This window comes from Streptomyces sp. NPDC002640 (assembly GCF_053592575.1).
On record NZ_JBSFVZ010000017.1, the window covers coordinates 24657 to 48379 of the forward strand.

Consider the following 23723-nt stretch of genomic DNA (forward strand, 5'->3'; position numbering starts at 1 on the left):
TGGTCGGCCGTCAGGCCTGGTCGGCCCGTGGGGGCGTGAGCGGGGAGCGCCGTAGAAAGCGCTTGCTCGACGCCGTGCGAAAAGTCCCCGGGAGGTGGGGTGGTGCGCCGCCGGCCGGGGCCCCAGGGCGCGGCCGGCCGGCGGCGGCTCAGCCGGCGTAGGGTTCGGGCACCTTCCCAGGGCGGGACAGGAAGCCGAAGTCGCAGCCGGTGTCGGCCTGGGTGATCTCCTCCTGGTACAGCGCGCCGTAGCCGCGTTCCCACCGCTTCGGCGGGGGCGTCCAGGCGGCGCGGCGGCGTTCCAGTTCGGCGTCGTCGACCTCCAGGCGCAGGGTGCGGGCCGGGACGTCGAGGGTGATCAGGTCGCCGGTGCGCACCAGGGCGAGCGGGCCGCCGACGTACGACTCGGGCGCCACGTGCAGCACGCAGGCGCCGTAACTGGTGCCGCTCATCCGGGCGTCGGAGATGCGGACCATGTCCCGCACGCCCTCCTTGAGGAGGTACTCGGGGATGGGCAGCATCCCGTACTCCGGCATTCCGGGACCGCCCTGCGGGCCCGCGTTGCGCAGCACCAGCACGTGGTCGGCGGTGATGCCGAGCGCGGGGTCGTCGATGGTGCGCTGCAGGGTGCGGTAGTCGTCGAAGACGACGGCCGGCCCGGTGTGGCGCAGCAGGTGCGGTTCGGCGGCGATGTGCTTGATCACGGCGCCGTCGGGGCAGAGGTTGCCGCGCAGGACCGCGACCCCGCCCTCGTCGGCCAGGGGCTTGCTGCGCGGGCGGATGACCTGGTCGTCGTGGACCTGGGCGCCGTCCAGCTGGGCGCGGAGCGTCACGTGGGCCGCGGTGGGCCGCTCCAGGTGGAGGACGTCGGCGATGCGGGTGAGGAAGCCGGGCAGGCCGCCCGCGAAGTGGAAGTCCTCCATCAGGTACGCCCCGCCGGGGCGCAGGTTGGCGAGGACGGGCACGGTCCGGGCGATCCGGTCGAAGTCGTCGAGGGTGAGCGTGACGCCGGAGCGGCCCGCCATGGCGATCAGGTGGATGACGGCGTTGGTCGATCCGCCGAGCGCGAGGACGGTGGCGACCGCGTCCTCGTACGCCTCCCGGGTGAGGATCGTCGACGGCTTGACGTCCTCCAGGATCATGTCGACGATGCGGGCGCCGGCGGCCGCGGCCATCCGCTCGTGGCCGGAGTCGACGGCGGGGATCGACGAGGCGCCGGGCATCGTCATGCCGAGCACCTCGGCGGCGGCGGTGAGGGTGGAGGCGGTGCCCATGGTCATGCAGTGGCCGGGCGAGCGGGCCAGTCCGTTCTCCAGCTCGCCGAGCTCGGTGTCGCCGATCTCGCCGGTGCGCCGCTGGTCCCAGTACTTCCACATGTCGGTGCCGCTGCCGAGGACCTCCTTGCGCCAGTGGCCCGGCAGCATGGGGCCGGCCGGGACGAACACGGCGGGCAGGTCGGCGCTGGCCGCGCCCATGAGCAGCGCGGGCGTGGTCTTGTCGCAGCCGCCGAGGAGCACGGCGCCGTCCACCGGGTAGGACCGCAGCAGCTCCTCCGTCTCCATGGCGAGGAGGTTCCGGTAGAGCATCGGGGTCGGCTTCTGGAACGTCTCCGACAGCGTGGCCACCGGGAACTCCAGCGGGAAGCCGCCCGCCTGCCACACCCCCCGCTTGACCGCCTGGGCGCGCTCGCGCAGGTGGACGTGGCAGGGGTTGATGTCGGACCAGGTGTTGAGGACCGCGACGACGGGCTTGCCGAGGTGCTCCTCGGGCAGGTAGCCGAGCTGGCGGGTGCGGGCGCGGTGGCTGAAGGTGCGGACGCCGCCGGAGGAGACCGAGTCGCCGTACCAGCGGTGGCTGCGGAGGTCCTCGGGGCGGACGGTCCTGGGCCGGGCCGCCTGGGGCGCGGTGTCCGTGGGCCGGTTGTCCGTGGGCCGGGGGTCCGTGGGCCGGGGGTCCGTGGGCCGGGGGTCCGTGGGCCGGGGGTCCGTGGGCCGGTTGTCCGTGGGCCGGGCGTTCATATGCCCCACCCCTGCACCAGCGCGGCGACGGCGGCGCGGCGTTCCTCGGTGATCTCGTGGCTGGGCGGGCGGACCTCGCGGCGGCACAGGCCCAGGACGGCGAGCGCCTCCTTGACGACGCTGACGTTGTCCGCGGACTGCCGGTCCGCGCGCAGCTCCTCGAAGGGGCGGATCTGCTCCCACACCTTCATGGCGCCCTGGAGGTCCCCGTCCCGCAGCGACTCCAGCATCGCCAGCGAGATGCCCGGGGCGACGTTGACCAGGCCGGAGGTGAAGCCGGTGGCCCCGCCCGCCCAGTAGGAGGGGGCGTACAGCTCGGCGAGGCCGGCGATCCACACGAAGCGGTCCAGGCCGGCGTCCCGGGCGAAGGCGGCGAAGCGCGCGGCGTCCGGCACGGCGTACTTGACGCCGATCACGTTCGGGCAGCTCGCGCCCAGTTCGGCGAGGGCCTCGCCGTCCAGGTGCGGGTTGCGGATGTACGGCACGACGCCCAGTTCGGGCACCGCCTCGGCGACGGCGCGGTGGTAGCCGATCCAGCCGTCCCGTGACACGTACGGGTGCACGGGCTGGTGCACCATCACCATGCCCGCGCCCGCCTCGCGGGCGTGGACGGCGGCGGCCACGGCGGTCGGCACGTCGTGCCCGACGCCCACCAGGACCGTCGCCCGGTCGCCCGCCTCCTCGATGGTCACCTCGGTGACGGTGCGCCGCTCCTCGGGGGTCAGCGCGTAGAACTCCCCGGTGTTGCCGTTCGGGGTGAGGGTGCGCACGCCCGCGTCGAGCAGCCGGCGCAGCAGCACCCGGTGGGCCGCGAGGTCGATCCCGCCGTCCGCCGCGAAGGGCGTCGTGGGGATCGCGACGACGTCGGCGAGTGCCGTTCTGAGGGGAGTGTGGTCCGCGTGCGCCATCGAGGCCGCCCTTTCTTCTCCGTGACGATGTCCGTGCACCTGCTCGGCCTGGCCCTTCCCTGTCACCTGCCGTCGCCCTCCTCGGGGCCGGGGAAGGCCCGGTCCACGAACGAGGCGATGTGGGCGTGCAGGGCGCGGGCCGCCCCGTCGGCGTCGCCGGCCCGGGCCAGCCGGAGGATCTCCCGGTGCTCGGCGGCCTCCCGCTCCCAGGAGGGGATGGCACCCCACACCACGGCCGACACGAGCGCGGCCTGGTCGCGGACCTCGTCGAGCATCCGCGCGAGCAGCGGGTTGCCGCACGGCAGGTAGAGCGAGCGGTGGAACTCCCGGTTGGCGAGGCTCCGTTGGGCGGTGTCCTCCGCCTCGTCGGCCCGCATCAGGGCCTCCGCGGCGGTGTCCAGGGACACCTGGCGCGTGATGGTCCGCCGCAACGCCTCGGGCTCCAGCAGCAGCCGGACGTCGTACACCTCGCGCGCCATCGCCGCGTCCACCTCGCGCACGGTGACGCCCTTGTACTGGCTCATCACCACGAGCCCGGTTCCCGCGAGCGTCTTCAGCGCCTCCCGCACGGGCGTCTTGGACACCCCGAACCGCCCGGCGAGCTCCGCCTCCACCAGCGCCTGCCCGGGCAGCAGTTGCCCGGTCAGGATGCCGTGCTTGATCGCGTCCAGCACGTACTGGGTGCGGGAGGGGATGGGACTGGGGGCGGCGAAGGCCATGGGGTCTCTTTCGTATCCGACGTATCACGTCTCATATATGACGTACGAAGTACGACGCGACGAAGCTAGGACCGTGCCTGTGTTTCGTCAATGCTTCGAACAAGGAAATTCCGCGGGGCCGCGCCGAGTTGGGCGCGGGGACCGCAGGACGAGGTGGCGCTCACGTCCGACGGACGGCGCTGATGGGCGTGCACGGCGACGCGGACGGGGTCCCTGGTCGCGACGTGTCAGGCAGGCCTGGCGGCCGGCCGACAGGGGATCGAGCGGCTCGCTGCCCTCGTGGCCGACGACGGGACGGGCCGCGGCGACCGGCCCTCGGGGGCAACGGGCGAAGCCCCTCCCCTCCCCCGCGCGGGCAGGGGAGGGGAGGGGAGGTGGGGCCACCCACAGGCCGCCCCCGGCCGACCTGTGTGAGGGTGGTGGCCCTTGCGGCCCCGGACGGTCAGTCGAGCGCGGTGAGTTGTTCCGCGACGACCCGCAGGTCCGCGTCCGAGGCGAGGCCCGCGTGGTAGAGCCGCAGCTCCGTGGCGCCCAGCGACGCCGCGTGGGCCGCGTCGGCGGCGAGCCCCGCGGGGTTGCCGCCCATCCCGGAGACGACCGTGAGGTTCGCGGCGAGCACCGCGCCCTCACCCCAGTGCGGTACGAAAGGCCGGAGAACCGCCTCCCGCGCGGCCGCACCGCCCGTGCAGGGCAGCACGACCCCGTCCGCGACGCCCAGGACGTGGCCCGGGTCCACCCCGGCATTGGCCCCGCACCGGTAGGGCGCCGGGTCCGCGTGGAGCAGCACCCGGAAGCCGGGCGGCGCGGCGGCCCGCACCGCGCCGACGGCCTCCTCCTGCGCGGCCCGCGCCACCCGCGTCCGCCAGGCGAGCGTGGCCGCGGCGGGACCGGCGCCGAGCAGTTTCTCCACCTCCGGCCACCCGGCGGCGCCGGAGCCCCCCGCCGTCCACACGGGTTCCAGCGCGCGCCGCACCAGCGCGGCCAGCTCCCCCGCGTCCAGCCCCTCCTCCGCGTACCCGTCGCGGCAGTCCGCGCAGAAGCACAGCGACATCAGGTACTGGGCGGCGTCCCCGAGCCCGACCCCGCCGACCTTGTCGTGCGCGTGCAGGTGCGCGAACCCGTACCACCCGCAGGACTCGAGCTCGGTGCCCGCGGCCCCGGGCCGTACGGCGGCCTCGGCGGCGAGGTCGGCGAGGTACGCGCGGACCGCCGGCCGGGCGATGCACGGCGCCCACGGGTAGCGGTCGCCGTAGGCGTTGACCACGCAGACGTCCGGATGCTCGGCGCCCATGCGGGAGTTGTGGGCGAGGACCACCCAACTGTGCACCTCCAGGCCCGCGTCGGCGAGTGCCGCGGCGGCCTGGCCGAAGGGGTCGTCCCCGGCCGGGGCCCAGTCGCCGGCGGGGTACGGCCTCAGTTCCCGCCCCTCCCAGCGTCCGGGTTCCGGCGGGTAGAGGACGGCCGCGTGCTCGGCGGTGACCACCCGGTGGGCCGGGTGCCGCGGGGTCAGCGCGCGGGTGGAGTGGTAGGCGGAGGCCAGGGTGACCTGGTCAACCCCCAGGGCGGCGGTCCGCCCGGCGGCCTCCGGGTCGCCGACGACGTCCCACGGGTACAGGAACGCCGAGGCCCTCACCCCTCGCTCCTCTCGTCCGGCAGCAGGGCGTACCCGCGGGTGACGATGTCGGCCAGCTCCTTGACGTGCGCGGCGGCGGGTTCGCTCAGCGGTGGCCGGACCTCCCCCACGTCCCGTCCGCGCAGCCGCACGCCCGCCTTCACCAGCGAGACGGCGTATCCGCGTCCCTGCGCGCGGAGTTCGACCAGCGGCCGGTAGAAGCCGTCGATGAGCCGGTTGACCGTGGCGTCGTCCCCACCGGTCAGCGCCCGGTGGAAGGCCACGGCGATCTCCGGGGCGAAGCAGAAGACGGCCGACGAGTAGAGCGTGACGCCCACGCCCCGGTAGGCGAGCGCGGTGAGCTCCGCCGTGGGCAGCCCGTTGAAGTAGAGGAAGTCCTCGTCGGGCCGTTCGGTGCGCACGGCGCTGACGATCCGCTGCATCAGGTCGAGGTCGCCCGCGCCGTCCTTCAGTCCGACGATCCGCGGGTGGGCCGCGAGCCGGGCCACCGTCTCGGGCGCGAGGATCGCGTTGTCGCGCTGGTAGACGATCACGTCGAGGGAGGTGGCGTCCGCCAGCGCCGTGTAGTGGGCCTCCAGCCCGCGCTGGTCGGCCACGACGAGGTACGGCGGCATGGCGAGCAGCCCGTCGGCGCCCGCCTCCTCGGCGAGGCGGGCGTACCGGATCGCCAGCGCGGTGCCGTACCCGGCGCCCGCGAGGACCGGCACCCGTCCGGCCGCCTCGGCCACCGCCGCGGCGACGCAGGCCTGGAACTCCTCGGGCGTCAGGGCGTGGAACTCGCCGGTGCCGCAGCACGCGAAGACACCGGCGGCGCCGGCGTCGATGCCGTCCCGCACATGCGCGCGGAACGCGTCGATGTCGACGGCGCCGTCCGGCCCGTACGGGGTGACGGGGAAGAACAGCACACCGTCGAACCGGGCGCTGAGAGGGGTCGAGGTCGGTGAGGCTGAGGTCACGGGACTCCCTGGACGACGGACGGTGGCGCGACAGCGACGTACATGCACCTGACCGATGTTTATATTTCTGAACGCCGGTCACGCTAGGGCAGCCGCCATTCCCGGTCAAGACAAGCGATTACGCGCACACTTGACGGCACGTCGATCCACTCCCTAGCGTGCGCACGTCCGTGAACACCGTCCATGGATGCAGACCAGCCGACCAGCCGGATCCGTCGGTTCCGTGATCCACCCGAGGAGAACGCCATGCCCGCTCCCCGCTCCCTCCTGCTCACCGGTGCCGCGGGCGGACTCGGCACCCTGATGCGGGAGTTGCTGCCGCAGTACGGGTACAGCCTGCGCCTGCTGGACGTGATGCCGGTCAAGGACGTCCGGGACACCGAGGAGGTGGTCACCGCCGACCTGGCGGACCGGGCGGCGCTGCGCGAGGCCGTGCGCGGCACGGACGCGGTCCTCCACCTCGCGGGCATCTCCCTGGAGTCGACCTTCGAGAAGATCCTGCGCGCCAACATCGAGGGCACCTACCACCTCTACGAGGCGGCCCGCGAGGAGGGCGTCTCCCGCGTCGTGTTCGCCTCCAGCAACCACGCCGTCGGCTACACGCCGGCCCCGCGCGAGGGCGCCCCGCTGATCCCCGTGAACACCCCGCGCCGCCCCGACACCTTCTACGGCCTGTCCAAGTCGTTCGGCGAGGACCTGGCGCAGCTGTACTGGGAGCGGCACGGCCTGGAGACCGTGTCCGTCCGCATCGGCTCCTGCTTCCCCGAGCCCACCACGGTGCGGATGCTGTCGGTGTGGATGAGCCCCGCCGACGGCGCGCGGCTCTTCCACGCCGCGCTGACCGCCGAGAACGTCGGCCACACCGTGGTCTACGGCAGCTCCGACAACACCCGTCTGTGGTGGGACCTCTCCTCCGCGCGGGCGCTCGGCTACGAGCCGCAGGACGACTCCGAGCGGTTTGCCGCCAAGCTGATCGCCGAGCAGGGCGAGCTCGACCGGGACAACCCCGAACAGGGGCTGCTCGGCGGGCACTTCACCACCAACCCGCCGATCTGGCCGCACTGAACCGACCACCCGGCGCGGCCCGGGCGGCGCCGGCCGCCCGGCACGACGGCCGTGACCACACCACCGCCCGGCACGGCCCCGCGCACGACGGCCGCCCGGCACGACGGCCTCGCCCGCGCCGGCCGCCCGGCGCTGCCCCGCGCACGTCGGCCCCGCCCGCGCGGCCCCGGCGGCGTCGGTTCAGCCCTTCCTCGGCGCGGCCGTCGAGGCCCGCACGACGAGTTCCGCGCCGATCCCGGCCACGCCCGAGGCGGGCGGTTCCTCCCTGCCGAGCGCCAGCCGCCCGGCCCGCGCCCCGGCCTCCTGCAGCGACAGCCGGACGGTGGTGAGCGCGGGCACGGCGTCCGCGCTGAAGGGCAGGTCGTCGAAGCCGGCCACCGAGACGTCCTCGGGGATCCGCAGCCCGGCCTCCCGCAGGGCCGCGCAGACGCCGAGCGCCACCGTGTCGTTGGCGGCCACGATCGCCGTCAGGTCCGGCTCACGGGCGAGCAGTTCACGCGCGGCCCGGTGGCCGGAGAGCCGGTCGTACGACCCGTGCACGGTGAGCCGCTCGTGGTCCTCCGCGTCGCCGAGGCCCGCGGCGGCCAGCGCCTCGCGGTGGCCCTCCAGGCGGTGACGGGTGGTGGTGCGCTCGGCGGGGCCCGCGACGTGGCCGATCCGCCGGTGGCCGAGCTCCAGCAGGTGGGCGGTGAGGGCGCGGGCCCCGCCCCGGTTGTCGAACGGGAGCGCGGCGAGCACGGCGTCCGGGTGCGCGGCGGGCGACGGGCGCCCGCACAGCACCACCCGCGTCCCGCCCTCCGCGAGCCGCGCGAGCTTCGCCGCGACCGCCGCCGAGTGGGCCGGGTCGTCGACGGTGTCGCCGGTCAGCAGGACGGCGGCGGCCCGCTGGCGCTGGAGGAGGGTCAGGTAGGTGAGTTCGCGGTCCGGCGAGCCGCCGGTGTTGCAGACGACGGCCAGTTTCTCGCCGCCGGCCCGCCCCGTCCCGTTCCCGTCCGCGTCGAGGCCCACCATCTCGGACTGCGCGGCCGAGGCCATGATCCCGAAGAAGGGGTCGGCGATGTCGTTGACCAGGATGCCGACCAGGTCGGAGGTGGCGGCGGCGAGGGAGCTGGCCGGCCCGTTGAGCACGTAGTCCAGCTCGTCGACGGCGCGCAGCACGCGTTCCCTGGTGGCGGCGGCGACGGGGTAGTTGCCGTTCAGCACGCGGGAGACCGTGGCGGGCGAGACGTTGGCGCGGTTCGCCACGTCCGACAAGGTCACAGCCATGGGGCCCTCCAGGCGTCGGCGGGTCGTGGTGGTGCGGGAGCGGGGGCGGTTCCCCCGGCCGGTGGTGCGGGAACGGGGGCGGTTCCCCCGGCCCCGGCGCTCCGGGTGATCGTCCCATCATCGCGGGCCCCGGCGAGGTCCGGCCCGGTTCCTTCTGCCGCTCCCTCTGTACGGATCCGCGACCGGTCGCTAGCGTACCCCTGTAGAAAGCGCTTTCTACGGCGCTGACCACGACCGGGTCCCCCGGTTCCGTCCGCTTCGACCCGTTGGTCCCGCCCGCTCGGCGCGCGGCCCGGCCGGAACCGTCCCGCCCCACCTCGGAAGGAAGCCCGTGACACGCAGAACTGTGCGGATCGCCATGAACGGCGTCACCGGACGGATGGGATACCGCCAGCACCTGGTCCGTTCCGTCCTGGCCCTGCGGGAGCAGGGCGGCCTCGACCTGGGCGACGGCACGGTGCTGTGGCCCGAGCCCGTCCTCGTCGGCCGCCGGGAGCACGCCCTGCGCGAGATGGCCGAACGGCACTCCCTGACCGAGTGGTCCACCGACCTGGACGCCGTCCTCGCCGACGACACCGTCGAGATCTACTTCGACGCGCAGATCACCTCCGCCCGCGTCGAGGCCGTGAAGAAGGCCATCGCCGCCGGCAAGCACCTGTACGTCGAGAAGCCCACCGCGACCTCCCTGGAGAGCGCTCTGGACCTGGCGCGGCTGGCGCGCGAGGCCGGCGTCAAGCACGGCGTCGTCCAGGACAAGATCTTCCTGCCGGGCCTGCTCAAGCTGAAGCGCCTGATCGACGGCGGTTTCTTCGGCGAGATCCTGTCGGTGCGCGGGGAGTTCGGCTACTGGGTCTTCGAGGGCGACTGGCAGGCCGCCCAGCGGCCGAGCTGGAACTACCGCGCCGAGGACGGCGGCGGCATCGTCACCGACATGTTCCCGCACTGGGAGTACGTGCTCCACGAGCTCTTCGGCCGGGTCACCTCGGTGCAGGCCCTGGCCACCACCCACGTCCCGCGCCGCTGGGACGAGCACGGCAAGCCCTACGAGGCCACCGCCGACGACGCCGCGTACGGCGTCTTCCAGCTCGAGGGCGGGGCCGTCGCCCAGATCAACTCCTCCTGGGCGGTGCGGGTCAACCGTGACGAGCTGGTCGAGTTCCAGGTGGACGGCACCAACGGCTCCGCCGTCGCGGGGCTGCGGAACTGCCGTGTCCAGCACCGCTCCGCCACCCCGAAGCCGGTGTGGAACCCGGACCTGCCGGTCACCGAGTCCTTCCGCGACCAGTGGCAGGAGGTGCCGGACAACCTGGCTCCCGGCGCCGAGTTCGACAACGGCTTCAAGGCGCAGTGGGAGCTGTTCCTGCGCCACGTGGTCCTCGACGAGCCGTACACCTGGGACCTGCTGGCCGGAGCGCGCGGCGTGCAGCTCGCCGAGCTGGGTCTGCGCTCCTCGGCCGAGGGCCGCCGCCTCGACGTTCCGGAGCTGACGCTGTGACGATCCTGCTGCCCCGCGCGGGCGGGGGCACCGTCCCCCACACCCCGCGCACGTCCCCCGCGGACCTGGCGGCGGGCGGCGCGCCGCTCGTCTCCCGCACGGTCCTGGCCGCCGCGCACGTGGTGGCCGACCCGTACGCCGACACCACCCCGGACGGCCCGGCCGCCGTCGACTGGGACGCCACCCTCGCCTTCCGCCGGCACCTGTGGTCGCACGGGCTGGGCGTCGCCGAGGCCATGGACACCGCGCAGCGCGGCATGGGCCTGGACTGGGCGGGTGCCCGGGAGCTGATCCGCCGCAGCGCCGCTGAGGCGAAGGCGGTCGGCGGGCACGTGGCCTGCGGTGTGGGCACCGACCAGCTCACCGTGCCCGGGGCGACCCTCGCCGAGGTGCGCGCCGCGTACGAGGAGCAGCTCGCCGTCGTCGAGGAGGCGGGCGCGCAGGCGGTGCTGATGGCGTCGCGGGCGCTGGCCGCCGCGGCGAAGGGCCCGGAGGACTACCTGGAGGTCTACGAGGCGCTGCTGCGGCAGGCCTCCGAGCCGGTGGTCCTGCACTGGCTGGGCCCCATGTTCGACCCGGCCCTCGAGGGTTATTGGGGCGCCGACGACCTGGACGCGGCCACCGAGGCCTTCCTGGCGGTCGTCGCCTCGCACCCGGACAAGGTCGACGGCGTCAAGGTGTCCCTGCTGGACGCCGGGCGGGAGGTGGCGCTGCGGCGGCGCCTGCCCGACGGCGTGCGCTGTTACACCGGGGACGACTTCCACTACCCGGAGCTGATCGCGGGCGACGAGCGCGGTTTCAGCCACGCGCTGCTGGGCGTCTTCGACCCGCTGGGACCGCTGGCCGCGCGGGCGGTGCGGGTCCTGGACACGGGCGACACGGCGGGCTTCCGGGAGATCCTCGACCCGACGGTGGAGCTGGCCCGCCACCTGTTCGCCGCTCCGACCCGCTTCTACAAGACGGGCGTGGTGTTCCTGGCGTGGCTCGCGGGCCATCAGGACCACTTCGCGATGGTGGGCGGCCTGCAGTCGGCCCGCTCCCTGCCGCACCTGGCGCGCGCCTACGAACTCGCCGACACCATCGGCCTGTTCCCCGACCCGGCGCTCGCCGGGTCCCGGATGCGGAACCTGCTCGCGGTGTACGGGGTGGAGCAGTGACGGCCACCGGCACCGGGCTCGCCCGGTTCAGCATCAACCAGGAGACCGTCAAGCAGTGGTCGCTGCCCGAGCTGGTGGAGGGCTGCGGCAAGGCGGGCGTCACCCAGGTCGGCCTGTGGCGCGCGCCGGTGCAGGAGTACGGCGTGGAGCGCGCCGCGCGGCTGGTGCGCGAGGCGGGCCTGACCGTCACCAGCCTGTGCCGCGGCGGTTTCCTCACCGCCTCCGAACCGGACGCCCGGGCCGCCGCCCTGGACGACAACCGGGCCGCGATCGACGAGGCGGCCGCCCTCGCCACGACCACCCTGGTCCTGGTCTCCGGCGGCCTCCCGGCGGGCGACCGCGACCTGCACGGGGCGCGGGAGCGGATCGCGGAGGCGCTGGCCGAACTCGCCCCCTACGCCAGGGAGCGCGGGGTGCGCCTGGCGATCGAGCCGCTGCACCCGATGTTCGCCTCGGACCGCTGCGTGGTCTCCACCCTGGGCCAGGCCCTGGACCTCGCCGAACGCTTCCCCGTCGAGGAGGTGGGCGTGGTGGTCGACACGTACCACATCTGGTGGGACGACACGGTGGCCTCGGGGATCGCCCGGGCCGGCGCGGCCGGCCCGGACGGCGGCCGCATCGCCGCCTTCCAGCTCGCCGACTGGATCACCCCGCTGCCCGCCGGAGTCCTCCTGGGCCGCGGCCAGCTCGGCGACGGCAGCGTGGACCTGCGCCGCTTCCGGGAACTGGTCGACGCGGCCGGGTACACCGGGCCCGTCGAGGTGGAGATCTTCAACGAGGGCCTCTGGGCACGCGACGGGGCGGAGGTGCTGGCGGAGGTCCTGGAGCGGTACACGGCGCACGCGCTCTGACCCGGCGCACACGCTCCGACGGCGCACACGCCGACGCGCCGCCACGCGTGCGACCGCGGTTCCGAGGGGCACCGGCCGAAAACCCGGTGCCCCTCGCACCCGGCGGTGCGGCATCGCCGGCTTCGAGGGGTTACCGAAGGGCCGGGCCGGACAGTCGTGCGGCCGGCTGACGGGAACTGCGGCGTCGGCCTCCGGCCCGCTCGACCCCCCAGCCCTTCCGGGAGCCCCCGAAAGTTTCGACACCGAGGGCCCGCCGGGGGTCGGACGGCTATCCTCCCCACCCCTCTCCCCACGCACCTACGCGCTGACCTGGTCAAAGCACACCACCACGTCACCGTGGAGTTTCGAAAACATTGCGCAACCATTGACATCCCCCGGGCAGCGCAAGACTGTGGTGACGCTCCCCGGCCGACCGCCGCAGGCGTGAGGCCGATCCCCCCTGTCGCCCTCGTCGCTGCCCGCGCGAGGCGCGCTCGGCGTGCCTCCGGTCACCGACGGCGCCACCCACGAGGAGGAACACCCGCATGAGCGAGACCCCCGAGAAGTCCGACTTACGTCCGGTCAGCCGCAGGAAGTTCGTCCTCGGCGGTGCCGGGGCACTGGTCGCGGCGGCCGGTTCCGGACTGCTGCTGCCCGGTACCGCGCGCGCCGACCAGGTCCTCACCAGCAACTCCACCGGCACGTACAACGGGTACTACTACTCCTTCTGGACCGACGCCCCGGGCACCGTCTCCATGACGCTGGGCGCCGCCGGCCAGTACAGCAGCCAGTGGAGCAACACCAACAACTGGGTCGGCGGCCTCGGCTGGGCCAACGGCAGCCGCCGCGCCGTGACCTACTCCGGCACCTTCAACCCCGGCAGCAACGGCTACCTGGCGCTCTACGGGTGGACCTCCAACCCGCTGGTGGAGTACTACATCGTCGAGAACCACGGTCCGTACAACCCGGGTTCGGCCGGCCAGCAGCGCGGCACGGTCACCGACGACGGCGGCACGTACACGATCTACGAGTCGACGCGGACCAACGCGCCGTCGGTGGAGGGCACCAAGACCTTCCAGCAGTACTGGAGCGTCCGGAACAGCAAGCGCAGCAGCGGCACCATCAACACCGGCGTCCACTTCGACGCCTGGCAGCGCGCCGGGATGCCGATGGGGGCGTTCAACTACTACATGATCATGGCGACCGAGGGCTACCAGAGCTCCGGCAGCTCGAACATCACGCTCGGCGGCGGTGGCGGCACCCCCACCACGCCCCCGCCGACCAGCCCCCCGCCGGGCACCGGCGCCTGCAGCGCCACGTACCGCACCACCAACGCGTGGAACAACGGCTTCAACGGCGAGGTGACGGTCAAGGCGGGCAGCAACGGCGTCACCAACTGGCGGGTGCCGGTGACGCTGGCCTCCAGCCAGACGATCACCTCGCTCTGGAACGGCACCATGAGCAGGAGCGGGAACGTGGTGACCGTGACCCCGGCCGGCCACAACCGCACCCTGGGATCCGGCCAGTCGACCTCGTTCGGCTTCACCGTGAGCGGCCCCGCCACCCCGACCCCCTCCGTCGGCAGCTGCACCGCGGGCTGACCCGCCGGCCCGCACGCCCCCGGCCAGCCCCTTCCCGCCTCGGCGCGGTGCCCCCCGGCACCGCGCCGTCGCCGTCGCCCGCCCCGCCCCGGCCCGGCCCGGCGCGACCGGACCCGCGGGGCGTGTGACCCAGTTCACACACCGTTCCTGTCAGCAATCGGCCTCCTGCTCCGCTCAATCACCGAGAGCACCGGAACCGACAGGAGCGAAACCATGAAGCACCGCATCGTCGTCCTCGGCGGCGGGTACGCCGGCACGTTCACGGCCGGCAGCCTGGCCCGTCGCCTGTCCCCGGCGGACACCGAGATCACCGTCGTCAACGCCGGGCCGGAGTTCGTCCAGCGGCTGCGGCTGCACCAGGTCGCGGCCGGGCAGCGGGTGGCGGCCCCGCGCCTCGCCGACCTCTTCGCGGGCACCGGGGTGCGCCTGCGCCTCGGCCGGGTCACCGGCGTGGACCTCGGGCGCCGGGCCGTCAGCGTGGCCGACGCCGACGGCGGGGTCGAGCTGGCCTACGACACGCTCGTCCACGCGCTCGGCAGTCACGTCGACGACCGCGGCGTGCCGGGCGTGGACGAGCACGCCTTCCACGTCACCGCCCGCCCCACCGCGCTGCGCCTGCGCGACCGTCTCGCCCACCTGGACGGGCGGGGCGGGGGCGGCGAGGTGGCGGTCGTCGGCGACGGCCTCACCGGCATCGAGACCGCCACCGAGATCGCCGAGTCCCGGCCCCGCCTGTCCGTCACGCTGATCGCCCGCGGTGAACTGGGCGCCCAGCTCTCCCCGGGAGCCCGCGCCCACCTGCGCCGGGCCTGCGAACGCCTGGGCGTCACGGTCCTGGAGCACACCACCGTCGAGGCCGTCGAGGCGGCCCGGGTGCTCTGCGCCGACGGCACCGCCCTGGCCTCGGACGCCACCGTGTGGACGGCCGGGTTCGCGGTCCCGTCCCTGGCCGCCGCCGCCGGCCTGGAGGTCACCGGGGACGGCCGGATCGCCGTCGACCGCACCATGCGCTCGGTGTCGCACCCGGACGTCTACGCCGTCGGCGACAGCGCCTACGCGGTCGGCGACAACGGCCTCGTGCTGCCGATGTCCTGCGCCACGGCCGGCGCCACCTCCCAGCAGGCCACCAACGCGATCGTCGGGCGCCTCACCGGCCGGCCGATCGCCGACGCCAAGCTGACCTACGTGGGCAACCACATCAGCCTGGGCCGCGGGGACGCCATCCTGCAGACCGTCGACGCCGAGGCCCGGCCCCGGCCCAAGTACCTCGGCGGCCGCGCGGCGGTCCGCGTCAAGGCGGGCGTCCTCAGGGTCTCGCTGTGGGCGATCGCGCATCCGACCTACGGCCTGCCCAAGCGCCGGCACCGCCTGACGGCCGCGCCGGGCGCGTTCTCCGAGACCGCCGCCGCCCAGCCACGAGGGTGACCCGCATGGACAGCACCGCCACGGACCCCTTCGACACCGGCCGGTTCGAGGCCAACCGGAACCGGCTGGCCTCCCTGGCCTACCGGCTGCTGGGCTCCGCCGCCGACGCCGAGGACGCCGTGCAGGACGCCTTCCTGCGCTGGCAGGCCGCGGACCGGCGCCGGATCCAGGTGCCGGAGGCCTGGCTGACCAAGGTGGTCACCCACCTGTGCCTCGACCGGCTCCGCTCCGCCCGGGTCCGCCGCGAACGAAGCGCCGGGGCCTGGCTGCCGGAGCCGCTGCTGGACGGCGACCCGCTGCTCGGCCCGGCCGACACGGTCGAGCAGCGGGAGTCCGTGTCCCTGGCGGTGCTGACCCTCATGGAGCAGCTGACCCCCGTGGAGCGGGCCGTCTACGTCCTGCGCGAGGCGTTCGCGCACAGCCACACCGAGATCGCCGCCGTCCTCGACATCACCGCCTCCGCCAGCCAGCAGCACCTCCACCGGGCCCGCCGACGCCTCACCGCCGCCCGCCGCCGCGACGAGGTCGACCCGGCGACCGCCCGCCGGATCGTCGAGGAGTTCCTGGCCGCCGCCTCGTCCGGCCGCACCGAACGCCTCGTGGCCCTGCTCACCGACGACGCGACGGCGGTCTCCGACGGCGCCGGCCTGGCGAAGAGGCTGCTGCGGTTCGACACCCCGCGGCGCATCGCCGCGGTCGCACGGGCCGGGTTCCGGCCCTCCCCCGCGAAACGCCGCCTGGCTGGCGGCACGCCCGCCCTGCACTTCGCCCTCGTCAACGGCTCCCCCGCCCTGCTGGCGGTGGTCGGCGACCAGGTCGTCGGCTCCGTCACCTTCGACGTCGCGCACGGCAGGATCGCCACCGTCCGCGGCATCGCCGCCCCCGCCCGCCTCACCCGCCTCACCGAGGCCTGGCGGCAGCGGGACCCGGACACCCCGCTCGTCGCCGAGTGGTGACCGCCGTCCGCCCGCGGACACGCGGGCGGACACACAGGCGGACACGTGGGCGGACGGCCTCAGGGCGCGGCGAGGAGCCCGCGCTCCATGGCGACCACCACGGCGCGGGTGCGGTCGCTGACGTCCAGCTTGGCGAAGACCCGCAGCAGGTGGGTCTTGACGGTGGCCTCGCCGATGACCAGGCGGCGGCCGATCTCGGCGTTGGACAGCCCGTCGGCGACCGCGCGCAGCACCTCCCGTTCGCGGGCGGTGAGCGCGACCTGTTCGGGGCGGCGCATCCGGGCCACCAGGCGTTCGGCGACCTTGGGCGCCAGGACGGTCTCGCCGCGTGCGGCGGAGCGGATGGCGTCGGCGAGCTGCTCGCGGGTGGTGTCCTTGAGGAGGTAGCCGACCGCGCCGGCCTCCACGGCCCGTTCGATCTCGGCGTCGGTGTCGTAGGTGGTGAGGATGAGGACCCGGGTGGGCACGGGCAGGGCGACGATCTCGGCGGTGGCGGCGACCCCGTCGAGGACCGGCATCCGCAGGTCGAGAAGGGCCACGTCGGGGGCGAGCCGTTCGACGAGGCCGACGCCCGCACGGCCGTCGCCCGCCTCGCCGACGATCTCCAGGCTCGGTTCGCCGGCCAGCAGGGCGACGACTCCGGCGCGCATCACGGTGTGGTCGTCGACCACCACCACGCGGATCCGGTCGTGCGGGACCTCGGTCATGGGCCGTCCTGACTCTGGGTGGGGAGGGTGACGAGGACGCGGGTGCCGTCCCCGAGCGAGCTGGTGACGGACAGGGCGCCGTCGAGTTCGGCGAGCCGCCGCCGCATGCCGTCGAGGCCGAAGCCGCGGGCCTCCTCGACGACGAAGCCACGGCCGTCGTCGGTGATCTCCAGCTCGACGCCTCCGGGGACCTCGGTGAGGACCACGCCGACGGTGGAGGCACCGGCGTGCTTGCGCACGTTGGCGAGGGTCTCCTGGGTGCAGCGCAGGAGGGCGACGCGGGTGCGCTGGTCGAGGTCGACGTCGGGGAGTTCGGCGGTGACGGCGAGGCCGGTGTCCTGGACGAAGCGGTCCAGGGTTCTGCGCAGGGTGGCGGCCGGAGGTCCGGCGGCGACGCCGCTCTCGGGCGCGGCGCCGACCAGGACCCGGGCCTCGGCCAGGTTCTCGCGGGCCGTCCGCTCGATGGAGGTGAGCTGCTCGACGCAGCGTGCCGGGTCGGTGGGGGCGGCCGTACGGGCGGCCTCGGCGAGGACCACGATGGAGGCGAAGCCCTGGGCGAGGGTGTCGTGGATCTCCCGGGCCAGCCGCTCGCGTTCCTCGGCGGCGCCCTGCCGCTGGTAGGCGGCCGCCAACTCGGCCTGACTGTCCGCCAGTTCCGCGGCGAGCTGCGCCTGTCGCGCCTCGCTGCGGGCGGTCAGACGGTGCGCCCACAGCCCGAGGCCGACCCCGGCGGCGTAGGCGACGACGGTGAACGCGTCGTTGCCGTCGAGCAGTTGGGGGCTCCAGCCCTGGTCCAGGACACCGCCCAGGACGGTGAGGACGGCCGCGGCCCCGCTGAGGACGATCGCCTGCCGCGGGCTGCGGCCGAGGAGCCAGAACTGCGGCAGGGACACGGTGTAGAAGGCCGCCCCGCCGTCGAGGAGGTAGGACGTCGCGCCGAGGACGAGGGCGAGGACGGCCAGGTACACGCGGGGATCCAGGGCGGGCTTGCGGGGCCGGCCGAAGGCCAGGACGTGGCAGAGCGCGATCAGGGCGAGCAGGCCGAGGAGCCAGGTGCGGCGGGCCGTCGCCGCGTCGAGCGCGGCGACGGCCGGAGGCAGGAGACCGAACAGCACCCAGCCCGCGGAGTTCCAGCGAAGGACGCGGTCCTCGCTCGTCCGGCTGTCCGCCTGCTGCCTCGGACTCACGCTGGTTCACCTCTGTCGTCGGGGAGTTGAGGATCGTCGGTGGCCGTCGGGCCCGGTCAGCCTACCGAGGTGAGGGGGTGGGCGCCCTGCTCTTCGGCGGGGTCGGCGGGGCGGCTGCGGCGGGCACGGCCGACTCCCCGGGAGGGCCACCAGTTGGCCTCGCCGAGCAGCAGCATCAAGGAGGGAAGGACCAGCATCCGGATCACGAAGGCGTCCAGGAGGACGGCGACGACGAGGCTGAACCCGATCTGCTTCATCTCGATGAGGTGCAGGGCGGCGAAGCTGGCGAAGACGGTGACCATGACCACCGCGGCGCTGGTGACCACACCGGCCGAGCTGCCGATGCCGTCGAGGACGGCCTTGCGGGTGGGGACCCCGCGCAGGGCGGCCTCCCGGATCCGGCTGATCACGAACACCTGGTAGTCCATCGACAGGCCGAACAGGATGACGAAGAGGAAGAGCGGGACGCGGGATCCGATCGATCCGGTGGAGGTGAAGTCGACCAGTCCTTCGGCCCACGTGTGCTGGAAGACCAGGACGAGGATGCCGAGGGAGGCGGCCGCGGAGAGCAGGTTGAGGACGACGCCGACCAGGCCGAGGACGACGGAGCGGAAGGCGTGGACGGTCATGGCGAAGGTGACCAGGAGCAGCGCGCCGATGATCAGGGGCAGCTTCTGTTCCTGGTGGGCCGGATAGTCGGTGTAGCGGGCGACGTCGCCGGTCACCGCGGTCTCGGCGCCCGGCACCCGGCCGACGGTCTCCGGGACGTGGGTGGTGCGGATGTCCTCGAGCGAGGTCCGGGCCTGGTCGCTGCTGACGTGGTGCGGGACCTGGATCTGGAGCATGCTGATCCGCCGGTCGGGCGAGGTGGTGAGCCGTGCGGCGCCGGCGAGGCGGGGGTCGTCCTCGAGGCCGGAGGCGAGGTCGCGCAGCGCTGCGGTCACCTCGGGGGCGCGGTCGGCGTCGGCGCGGACGACGACCTGGTGCATGGACTTGAGCTCGGGGAAGGCGGCGTTGAGCCGGTCGTAGACCTGCATGGCGACGATGGCCCGGGAGTGGGTCTCGCGGCCCATGTCGGTGAGCTTCAGGCCGAGGACCGGAGCGGCGAGCGCCAGCAGGCCGACGACGGTGACGGTGAGCGTGGCGACGGGACGCCGGGCCACGGGGCGCAGCACGGCGGCGGTCAGGCGGCCGGGGCCGGTCTTCGGGGGCTTGCGCTTCCTCGGCGCGAGCCCCCGGGCGGCCCGGCGCTCGGCCCGCCGTTCGGCACGGGCGCCCAGGACGGCGAGGAGGGCGGGGAGCACGGTGAGGGAGCTGACGACGGCGACGAGGGTGACGACGACGGCGCCGGTGGCGATGGAGGAGAAGATGACGTCGTCGGCGAGGTAGAGCGTGGCGCTGGAGACGGCGACGGCGAGACCGGAGAGGACGACGGCGCGTCCGGAGGTGGCGGCGGCGATCTCGACGACGGCCCGGGAACTCAGCCTGCCGCCCCCGCGGGCCCGTTCCTCGCGTTCGCGCTTGAGGTAGAAGAGCGTGTAGTCGACGCCGACGGCGAGGCCGATCAGCAGGATGATGTTGGTGCCCACTCCGGCGTCGGGGAAGGCGTGGGAGGCCACCATGGACAGGCCGATGGCGGCGGCGATCGAGGAGAGGGCGAGCAGCAGGGGGACGAGGGCCATCGCGAGGGAGCGGAAGACCAGCAGCAGGGTGAGCAGGGTGACCGGCAGGGCGATCATCTCGGTGCGGGAGAGGTCGTCGCCGCGGAGCTTGTCGACGCCCTTGCTGATCGAGGGTGATCCGGTCTCCTCGACGCGCACCCCGGGGTGGGCCTCCTGCACGGCGGTGGTCCGGTCGATCAGGGCGTCGACGCGCTTCTTGCCCTCGAGCTCCGGTCCGTCGAGGGTGACGGTGACCCGGACCGCGGTGCCGTCCGCGCTGTGGACGGGGTCGGCGACGGCGAGCACCTCGGGCAGGGCGCGCATCCGGGCGGCGACGTCGGCGGCGGCCGCGTCGGCGGCGGCGAGGTCCAGCTTTCCGGTGCCCGGCCCGGCGGTGATCAGGACGTGCTCGACGGGACGCTGCTGCAGTCCGCCCTCGGCGGCGATCTCCTCGCCGCGCCCTGCCGCACCGATGCGGAAGTCCTCGGTGGTGGCCGGGTTGGAGCCGGCGGCCATGCCGACGCCGAGGCACAGGACGACGAACACGAACCAGCCGACGATGCCGCGCCACGGGTGAGCGGCGCTCCAACGGGCCATACGTACGGGGAGAGTTGTCATGCCGTCCATGCTGGTCGGCGGAGGTGGGGCGCCGACAGCGGCGACCGGTTGAACCTCCCGTCCACCGACCGGTGGACGGCGGCCCGGTTCTGCCGGGGTGCCCCCGGCTCACACGGTGTGTACGTGCACGTCCGGCGGGTCGAGCACCGTCAGGTACGCCGTGATGTCCTCCGGATCGCTGGTGAAGATCACCGCGCTGCCGTGCTTGGCCGCGGCCAGCGCCACCCACGCGTCCACGGCGTCGGGTTTCTTCTTCCCCGGGAGGGCCGCCTGTCCCAGAGCCGTGCCGACCCGGCGCCAGTCGGTAAGGTCAGGACCCGCCAGGCACCCGATGCACTCGGGCCGACCGGCCCGGGTGTCGCGCATCGGTGGGGCGGAGCCACGAGCCTGCGGCACGGTGCAGTCGCCGAGGACACCCGCGAGGGCGTGCACCAGTCTCGGGGCCGGACGCCACACCTGCGCCAGCACGGGCCCCAGCACGACCGCACGGTGCGGAGTCGCCCTCATCGCTTCGTGCAGGTGCACAGCCTTGGCCTTGCGGTCCGCGAGTGCGATGAGCATCCCCGTGTCGTACACGGGCACGCGCGCGCTCAAGCCGCTTCTCCCGGCCGCGCGGCAGGCCGGTCCGCCCCGTACACCAGGTCGAGAGCCCGTTCGACCTCGTGCCGCTCCTCCTCCGTCAGGTCGGCGAGCGGCTCCTCGGGCAGCTCTCCCGCACGCGCCGCCTCGGCCTCGGCCGCGGCGATCACCGCGTCCACGCCCGCGAACTGTTCCTCTATGGCCTCGGTCTCGGCCATCTGTCGCGTCGCGGCGTGCACCAGGTAGGCCGAGACGTCCATCCCGGCACGGTCCGCGTGCCGGCGGATGCGTTCCGCCTGGTCCTGCTCGAGACTGATGCTGATCCTGGTCCTGGCCATGCGCACAAGCGTATGACGCGTATTACGGCTGGGCAAGCGGATGGCGACGCAGATGACGCACGCACCGGGCCCCGGCCGATGTACGACCGGGGCCCGGGCGGCAAGTGGAGGAGGGCGGGTCAGCCCTCCGTCGGCTCCATGCGCAGCGAGATGGAGTTGATGCAGTACCGCTGGTCCGTCGGGGTGGGGTAGCCCTCACCCTCGAAGACGTGGCCGAGGTGGGAGCCGCAGCGCGCGCAGCGGACCTCGGTGCGGATCATGCCGTGCGAGGTGTCCTGGATCAGTTCGACGGCGTCGGAGTCCTTCGGGTCGTAGAAGGACGGCCAGCCGCAGTGGGACTCGAACTTGGTGTCTGACGTGAAGAGCTCGGCCCCGCAGGCTCGGCAGGAGTACACGCCCTTGGCCTTGGTGTCCGTGTACTCGCCGGTGAAGGGGCGTTCGGTTCCGGCCTGGCGGAGGACGGCGTACTCCTCGGGGCTGAGTTCCGCGCGCCACTGCTCGTCGGGCTTCTCGACCTCGTAGGCCATGGTTGCGCCCACCCCTCTTCCTTGTGCTGTCACTTCTGCTCTGCGAGACGGTCCAGGATCAGCGGGCCGAGGTCGGTGACGTCGCCCGCTCCCATAGTGAGAACGAGATCACCGGGCTTGGCCATTCCCGCGAGGACACCGGGCGCGGCGGCCTTGTCGTGGACGGCGGTGACGTCGGCGCCGGTCTCGCGGGCGGCGTCGATGATCAGCTCGCTGGTGATGCCCGGGATCGGGTCCTCGCGGGCCGGGTAGATGTCGAGGACCACGGAGGCGTCGGCGAGGGCGAGCGCCTGGCCCATCTCGGTGCCGAGTTCCTGGGTACGGGAGAACAGGTGCGGCTGGAACAGGACCAGTATCCGGCCGCCCTCGGCGAGGCCGGCGCGCATCGCCTCCAGGTCGGCGGTCATCTCGGTGGGATGGTGCGCGTAGGAGTCGATCACCTGGACGCCGGCCGCCTCCCCCTTGAGCTGGAGCCGGCGCTTGACGCCCGTGTAGGCGGCGATCGCGGGCGCCAGTTCCTCGGCCGGGATGCCCAGGGCCACGCCCGCGGCGAGGGCGGCGACCGCGTTGTGGGCGTAGTGGCGGCCGGGCACGGAGACCGTGAAGGTGAGCGGGGCGTCGTCGATCTGGACGGTGACGTCGCTGGTCAGGCCCTTGGCGACGACGGCGCCCACGCGGACGTCGGCGTCCGGGGACTCGCCGTAGGTGACCGTGCGGATGCCGGTGTTCTCCAGGCGGCGGGTGAGCTCGCGGGCTCCCTCGTGGTCGGCGGAGATCACCAGCGTGCCGCCGGGGACGATCTTTCCGGCGAAGATCCGGAAGGAGTCGTAGATCTCCTCCATGGAGGCGTAGTTCGCGTGGTGGTCGAGTTCCACGTTGAGGACGATGGCGACCTCGGGGGCGTACTTGTGGAAGCTGCGGTCCGACTCGTCGGCCTCGGCGACGAAGATCTCGCCGGCGCCGTGGGCGGCGTTGGAGCCGGGGACGTCGAGGTCGCCGCCGATGGCGTACGACGGGTCCAGGCCGAGGGAGCTCAGGGAGACCGCCAGCATGGAGGTGGTGGTGGTCTTGCCGTGGGTCCCGGCGACGGCGATGGGCCGCAGGCCGTCCATCACGCGGGCCAGCGCGTCCGAACGGTGGACGACGGGGATGCCGAGCTCGGCGGCGCGGACCAGCTCCGGGTTGTCCTCGCGGATCGCGGAGGAGACGACGACGCAGGTGGCGTCGTCGGCGAGGTGGGCGGCGTCGTGGCCGACGTGGACCGTGACGCCCAGGGCGCGCAGCGCCTCGGCGGTCGGCGACTCCTTGGCGTCGCTGCCGGCGACCTTGGCGCCCCGCTGGGCGAGGATCTTCGCGATGCCCGACATACCGGCGCCGCCGATGCCGATGAAGTGCGGTCGGTCCATGGCGGTGGGCAGGCCGGGTGCCATGCGTGTCTCCCCTGCGGTGGTGCGGTCGTGTCCGCGCCCAGCCTAGACCGACGCCGGGCCCCGCCCCGAACGGCCGGACCCCGCCCGGCGTGCCCTTCCCCGCGCGGCCCGTGCGGGTCAGGCGGGGGGCTGGCCCTGGGTGCGGCTGTGCGAGAAGAGCTTGAGGACGGGGACGCCCACCTTGTGGCGGGCCCGGGAAGCCCAGTCGCGGTGGAAGAACTCCTCCACGTAGTGCGGGTCGGTCAGCACGATGACCTCGTCCGCGCCGACCTCCTCCACGACGGCTCTCAGCTCGTCCAGCGGGTGGTCCTCGACCAGCCGCCCCTCCGCCTCGCCGCCCGCGGCGCGCAGCGCCACCAGCGAGATGTCGAGGGCCTGGCGACCCTGCTCGGCGGCGTCCTTGCCCTCCGGCTGGGCGGCCTCCCGGGCCGCCTCGTCCAGCGCGCCGATGGCGATGTCGTCGATGGCGCGCAGCAGCCGGTCGGCCTGGTCGCCGCGGGGCTGGAGGAGGACGTGGAAGGTGACCGGCTCGTCACCGTGCAGGGTGGTGACGAACTCGACGTCGGCCGAGGTCAGGGCCTTCTCGATCATCAATACGCTCGTGAACACGTGGGCGCCCCTTCTCTCGGTTCACGGACCTGAGGGGCC

General features: G+C 74.0%; 21 protein-coding genes. 7 read left to right on the forward strand and 14 right to left on the reverse strand.

What is annotated here, in order from left to right; genetic code table 11:
* Positions 1-148: 148 nt before the first annotated feature.
* The 5 genes from araD to ACWD3O_RS21870 all read right to left on the reverse strand — a co-directional run bounded on the left by araD (position 149) and on the right by ACWD3O_RS21870 (position 6233).
* Complete coding sequence (araD, locus tag ACWD3O_RS21850) at positions 149-2017, reverse strand: L-arabinonate dehydratase (protein ID WP_451417024.1); 1869 nt, start codon at positions 2015-2017, stop codon at positions 149-151.
* The gene (locus ACWD3O_RS21855; protein WP_451417025.1) at positions 2014-2925 is read right to left on the reverse strand and encodes a dihydrodipicolinate synthase family protein; all 912 of its coding nucleotides are present in this window, start codon (positions 2923-2925) and stop codon (positions 2014-2016) included. The genes araD and ACWD3O_RS21855 overlap by 4 nt, the downstream gene beginning before the upstream one ends.
* 62 nt (positions 2926-2987) lie before the next feature.
* Positions 2988-3644: a GntR family transcriptional regulator gene (locus tag ACWD3O_RS21860; RefSeq protein ID WP_451409483.1), complete on the reverse strand. Its 657-nt coding sequence runs from the start codon at positions 3642-3644 to the stop codon at positions 2988-2990.
* A gap of 442 nt (positions 3645-4086) precedes the next feature.
* Positions 4087-5277 (reverse strand): hypothetical protein, encoded by a 1191-nt coding sequence (locus ACWD3O_RS21865; RefSeq protein ID WP_451417026.1) that lies wholly within the window; start codon positions 5275-5277, stop codon positions 4087-4089.
* Positions 5274-6233: a 5-dehydro-4-deoxyglucarate dehydratase gene (locus ACWD3O_RS21870; protein WP_451409481.1), complete on the reverse strand. Its 960-nt coding sequence runs from the start codon at positions 6231-6233 to the stop codon at positions 5274-5276. The genes ACWD3O_RS21865 and ACWD3O_RS21870 overlap by 4 nt, the downstream gene beginning before the upstream one ends.
* Positions 6234-6479: 246 nt before the next feature.
* Here ACWD3O_RS21870 and ACWD3O_RS21875 point away from each other — a divergent pair, with 246 nt between their 5' ends.
* Positions 6480-7298 carry an NAD-dependent epimerase/dehydratase family protein gene (locus ACWD3O_RS21875; protein ID WP_451409480.1) on the forward strand — a complete coding sequence of 273 codons (819 nt, stop codon included), beginning with the start codon at positions 6480-6482 and terminating at the stop codon, positions 7296-7298.
* A gap of 180 nt (positions 7299-7478) precedes the next feature.
* Here ACWD3O_RS21875 and ACWD3O_RS21880 read toward each other — a convergent pair whose 3' ends face one another.
* Positions 7479-8564, reverse strand: coding sequence for a LacI family DNA-binding transcriptional regulator (locus tag ACWD3O_RS21880; protein WP_451417027.1), 1086 nt, complete (start codon positions 8562-8564; stop codon positions 7479-7481).
* Between the two features lie 331 nt (positions 8565-8895).
* Here ACWD3O_RS21880 and ACWD3O_RS21885 point away from each other — a divergent pair, with 331 nt between their 5' ends.
* The 6 genes from ACWD3O_RS21885 (at position 8896) to ACWD3O_RS21910 (ending at position 16028) form a co-directional block, all read left to right on the forward strand.
* Complete coding sequence (locus ACWD3O_RS21885; RefSeq protein ID WP_451417028.1) at positions 8896-10059, forward strand: Gfo/Idh/MocA family protein; 1164 nt, start codon at positions 8896-8898, stop codon at positions 10057-10059.
* Positions 10056-11216 carry a dihydrodipicolinate synthase family protein gene (locus ACWD3O_RS21890; protein ID WP_451417029.1) on the forward strand — a complete coding sequence of 387 codons (1161 nt, stop codon included), beginning with the start codon at positions 10056-10058 and terminating at the stop codon, positions 11214-11216. Before ACWD3O_RS21885 ends, ACWD3O_RS21890 begins: the two co-directional genes overlap by 4 nt.
* Positions 11213-12067, forward strand: coding sequence for a sugar phosphate isomerase/epimerase family protein (locus ACWD3O_RS21895; RefSeq protein ID WP_451409476.1), 855 nt, complete (start codon positions 11213-11215; stop codon positions 12065-12067). The genes ACWD3O_RS21890 and ACWD3O_RS21895 overlap by 4 nt, the downstream gene beginning before the upstream one ends.
* A gap of 524 nt (positions 12068-12591) precedes the next feature.
* Positions 12592-13647 (forward strand): glycoside hydrolase family 11 protein, encoded by a 1056-nt coding sequence (locus ACWD3O_RS21900; RefSeq protein ID WP_451417030.1) that lies wholly within the window; start codon positions 12592-12594, stop codon positions 13645-13647.
* 213 nt (positions 13648-13860) lie between these two features.
* On the forward strand, positions 13861-15072 hold the full coding sequence (locus ACWD3O_RS21905; RefSeq protein WP_451417031.1) for an NAD(P)/FAD-dependent oxidoreductase: 1212 nt from the start codon (positions 13861-13863) through the stop codon (positions 15070-15072).
* Between the two features lie 5 nt (positions 15073-15077).
* A complete protein-coding gene (locus ACWD3O_RS21910) occupies positions 15078-16028 on the forward strand; it encodes a sigma-70 family RNA polymerase sigma factor (protein WP_451417032.1) in 951 nt (316 codons plus the stop codon).
* Between the two features lie 59 nt (positions 16029-16087).
* Here ACWD3O_RS21910 and ACWD3O_RS21915 read toward each other — a convergent pair whose 3' ends face one another.
* From ACWD3O_RS21915 to ACWD3O_RS21950, 8 genes are all read right to left on the reverse strand, one after another.
* The gene (locus ACWD3O_RS21915) at positions 16088-16735 is read right to left on the reverse strand and encodes a response regulator (protein WP_451409472.1); all 648 of its coding nucleotides are present in this window, start codon (positions 16733-16735) and stop codon (positions 16088-16090) included.
* Positions 16732-17922 (reverse strand): histidine kinase, encoded by a 1191-nt coding sequence (locus ACWD3O_RS21920; protein ID WP_451417033.1) that lies wholly within the window; start codon positions 17920-17922, stop codon positions 16732-16734. The genes ACWD3O_RS21915 and ACWD3O_RS21920 overlap by 4 nt, the downstream gene beginning before the upstream one ends.
* Before the next feature lie 56 nt (positions 17923-17978).
* Positions 17979-20201 carry an MMPL family transporter gene (locus ACWD3O_RS21925; RefSeq protein ID WP_451417034.1) on the reverse strand — a complete coding sequence of 741 codons (2223 nt, stop codon included), beginning with the start codon at positions 20199-20201 and terminating at the stop codon, positions 17979-17981.
* A 108-nt stretch (positions 20202-20309) separates the two neighbouring features.
* Positions 20310-20762, reverse strand: a complete 453-nt coding sequence (locus ACWD3O_RS21930; RefSeq protein ID WP_451409469.1) for a hypothetical protein — start codon at positions 20760-20762, stop codon at positions 20310-20312.
* Positions 20763-20791: 29 nt separating this feature from the next.
* The gene (locus ACWD3O_RS21935; RefSeq protein ID WP_451409468.1) at positions 20792-21118 is read right to left on the reverse strand and encodes a hypothetical protein; all 327 of its coding nucleotides are present in this window, start codon (positions 21116-21118) and stop codon (positions 20792-20794) included.
* A 119-nt stretch (positions 21119-21237) separates the two neighbouring features.
* Entirely contained in the window at positions 21238-21645 is a 408-nt protein-coding gene (msrB, locus tag ACWD3O_RS21940; RefSeq protein WP_451417118.1) for a peptide-methionine (R)-S-oxide reductase MsrB, read from the reverse strand.
* A gap of 29 nt (positions 21646-21674) precedes the next feature.
* A complete protein-coding gene (gene murC, locus ACWD3O_RS21945) occupies positions 21675-23075 on the reverse strand; it encodes a UDP-N-acetylmuramate--L-alanine ligase (RefSeq protein ID WP_451417035.1) in 1401 nt (466 codons plus the stop codon).
* A 117-nt stretch (positions 23076-23192) separates the two neighbouring features.
* Positions 23193-23684 (reverse strand): indole-3-glycerol phosphate synthase, encoded by a 492-nt coding sequence (locus ACWD3O_RS21950; protein WP_451409466.1) that lies wholly within the window; start codon positions 23682-23684, stop codon positions 23193-23195.
* Positions 23685-23723: the final 39 nt, after the last annotated feature.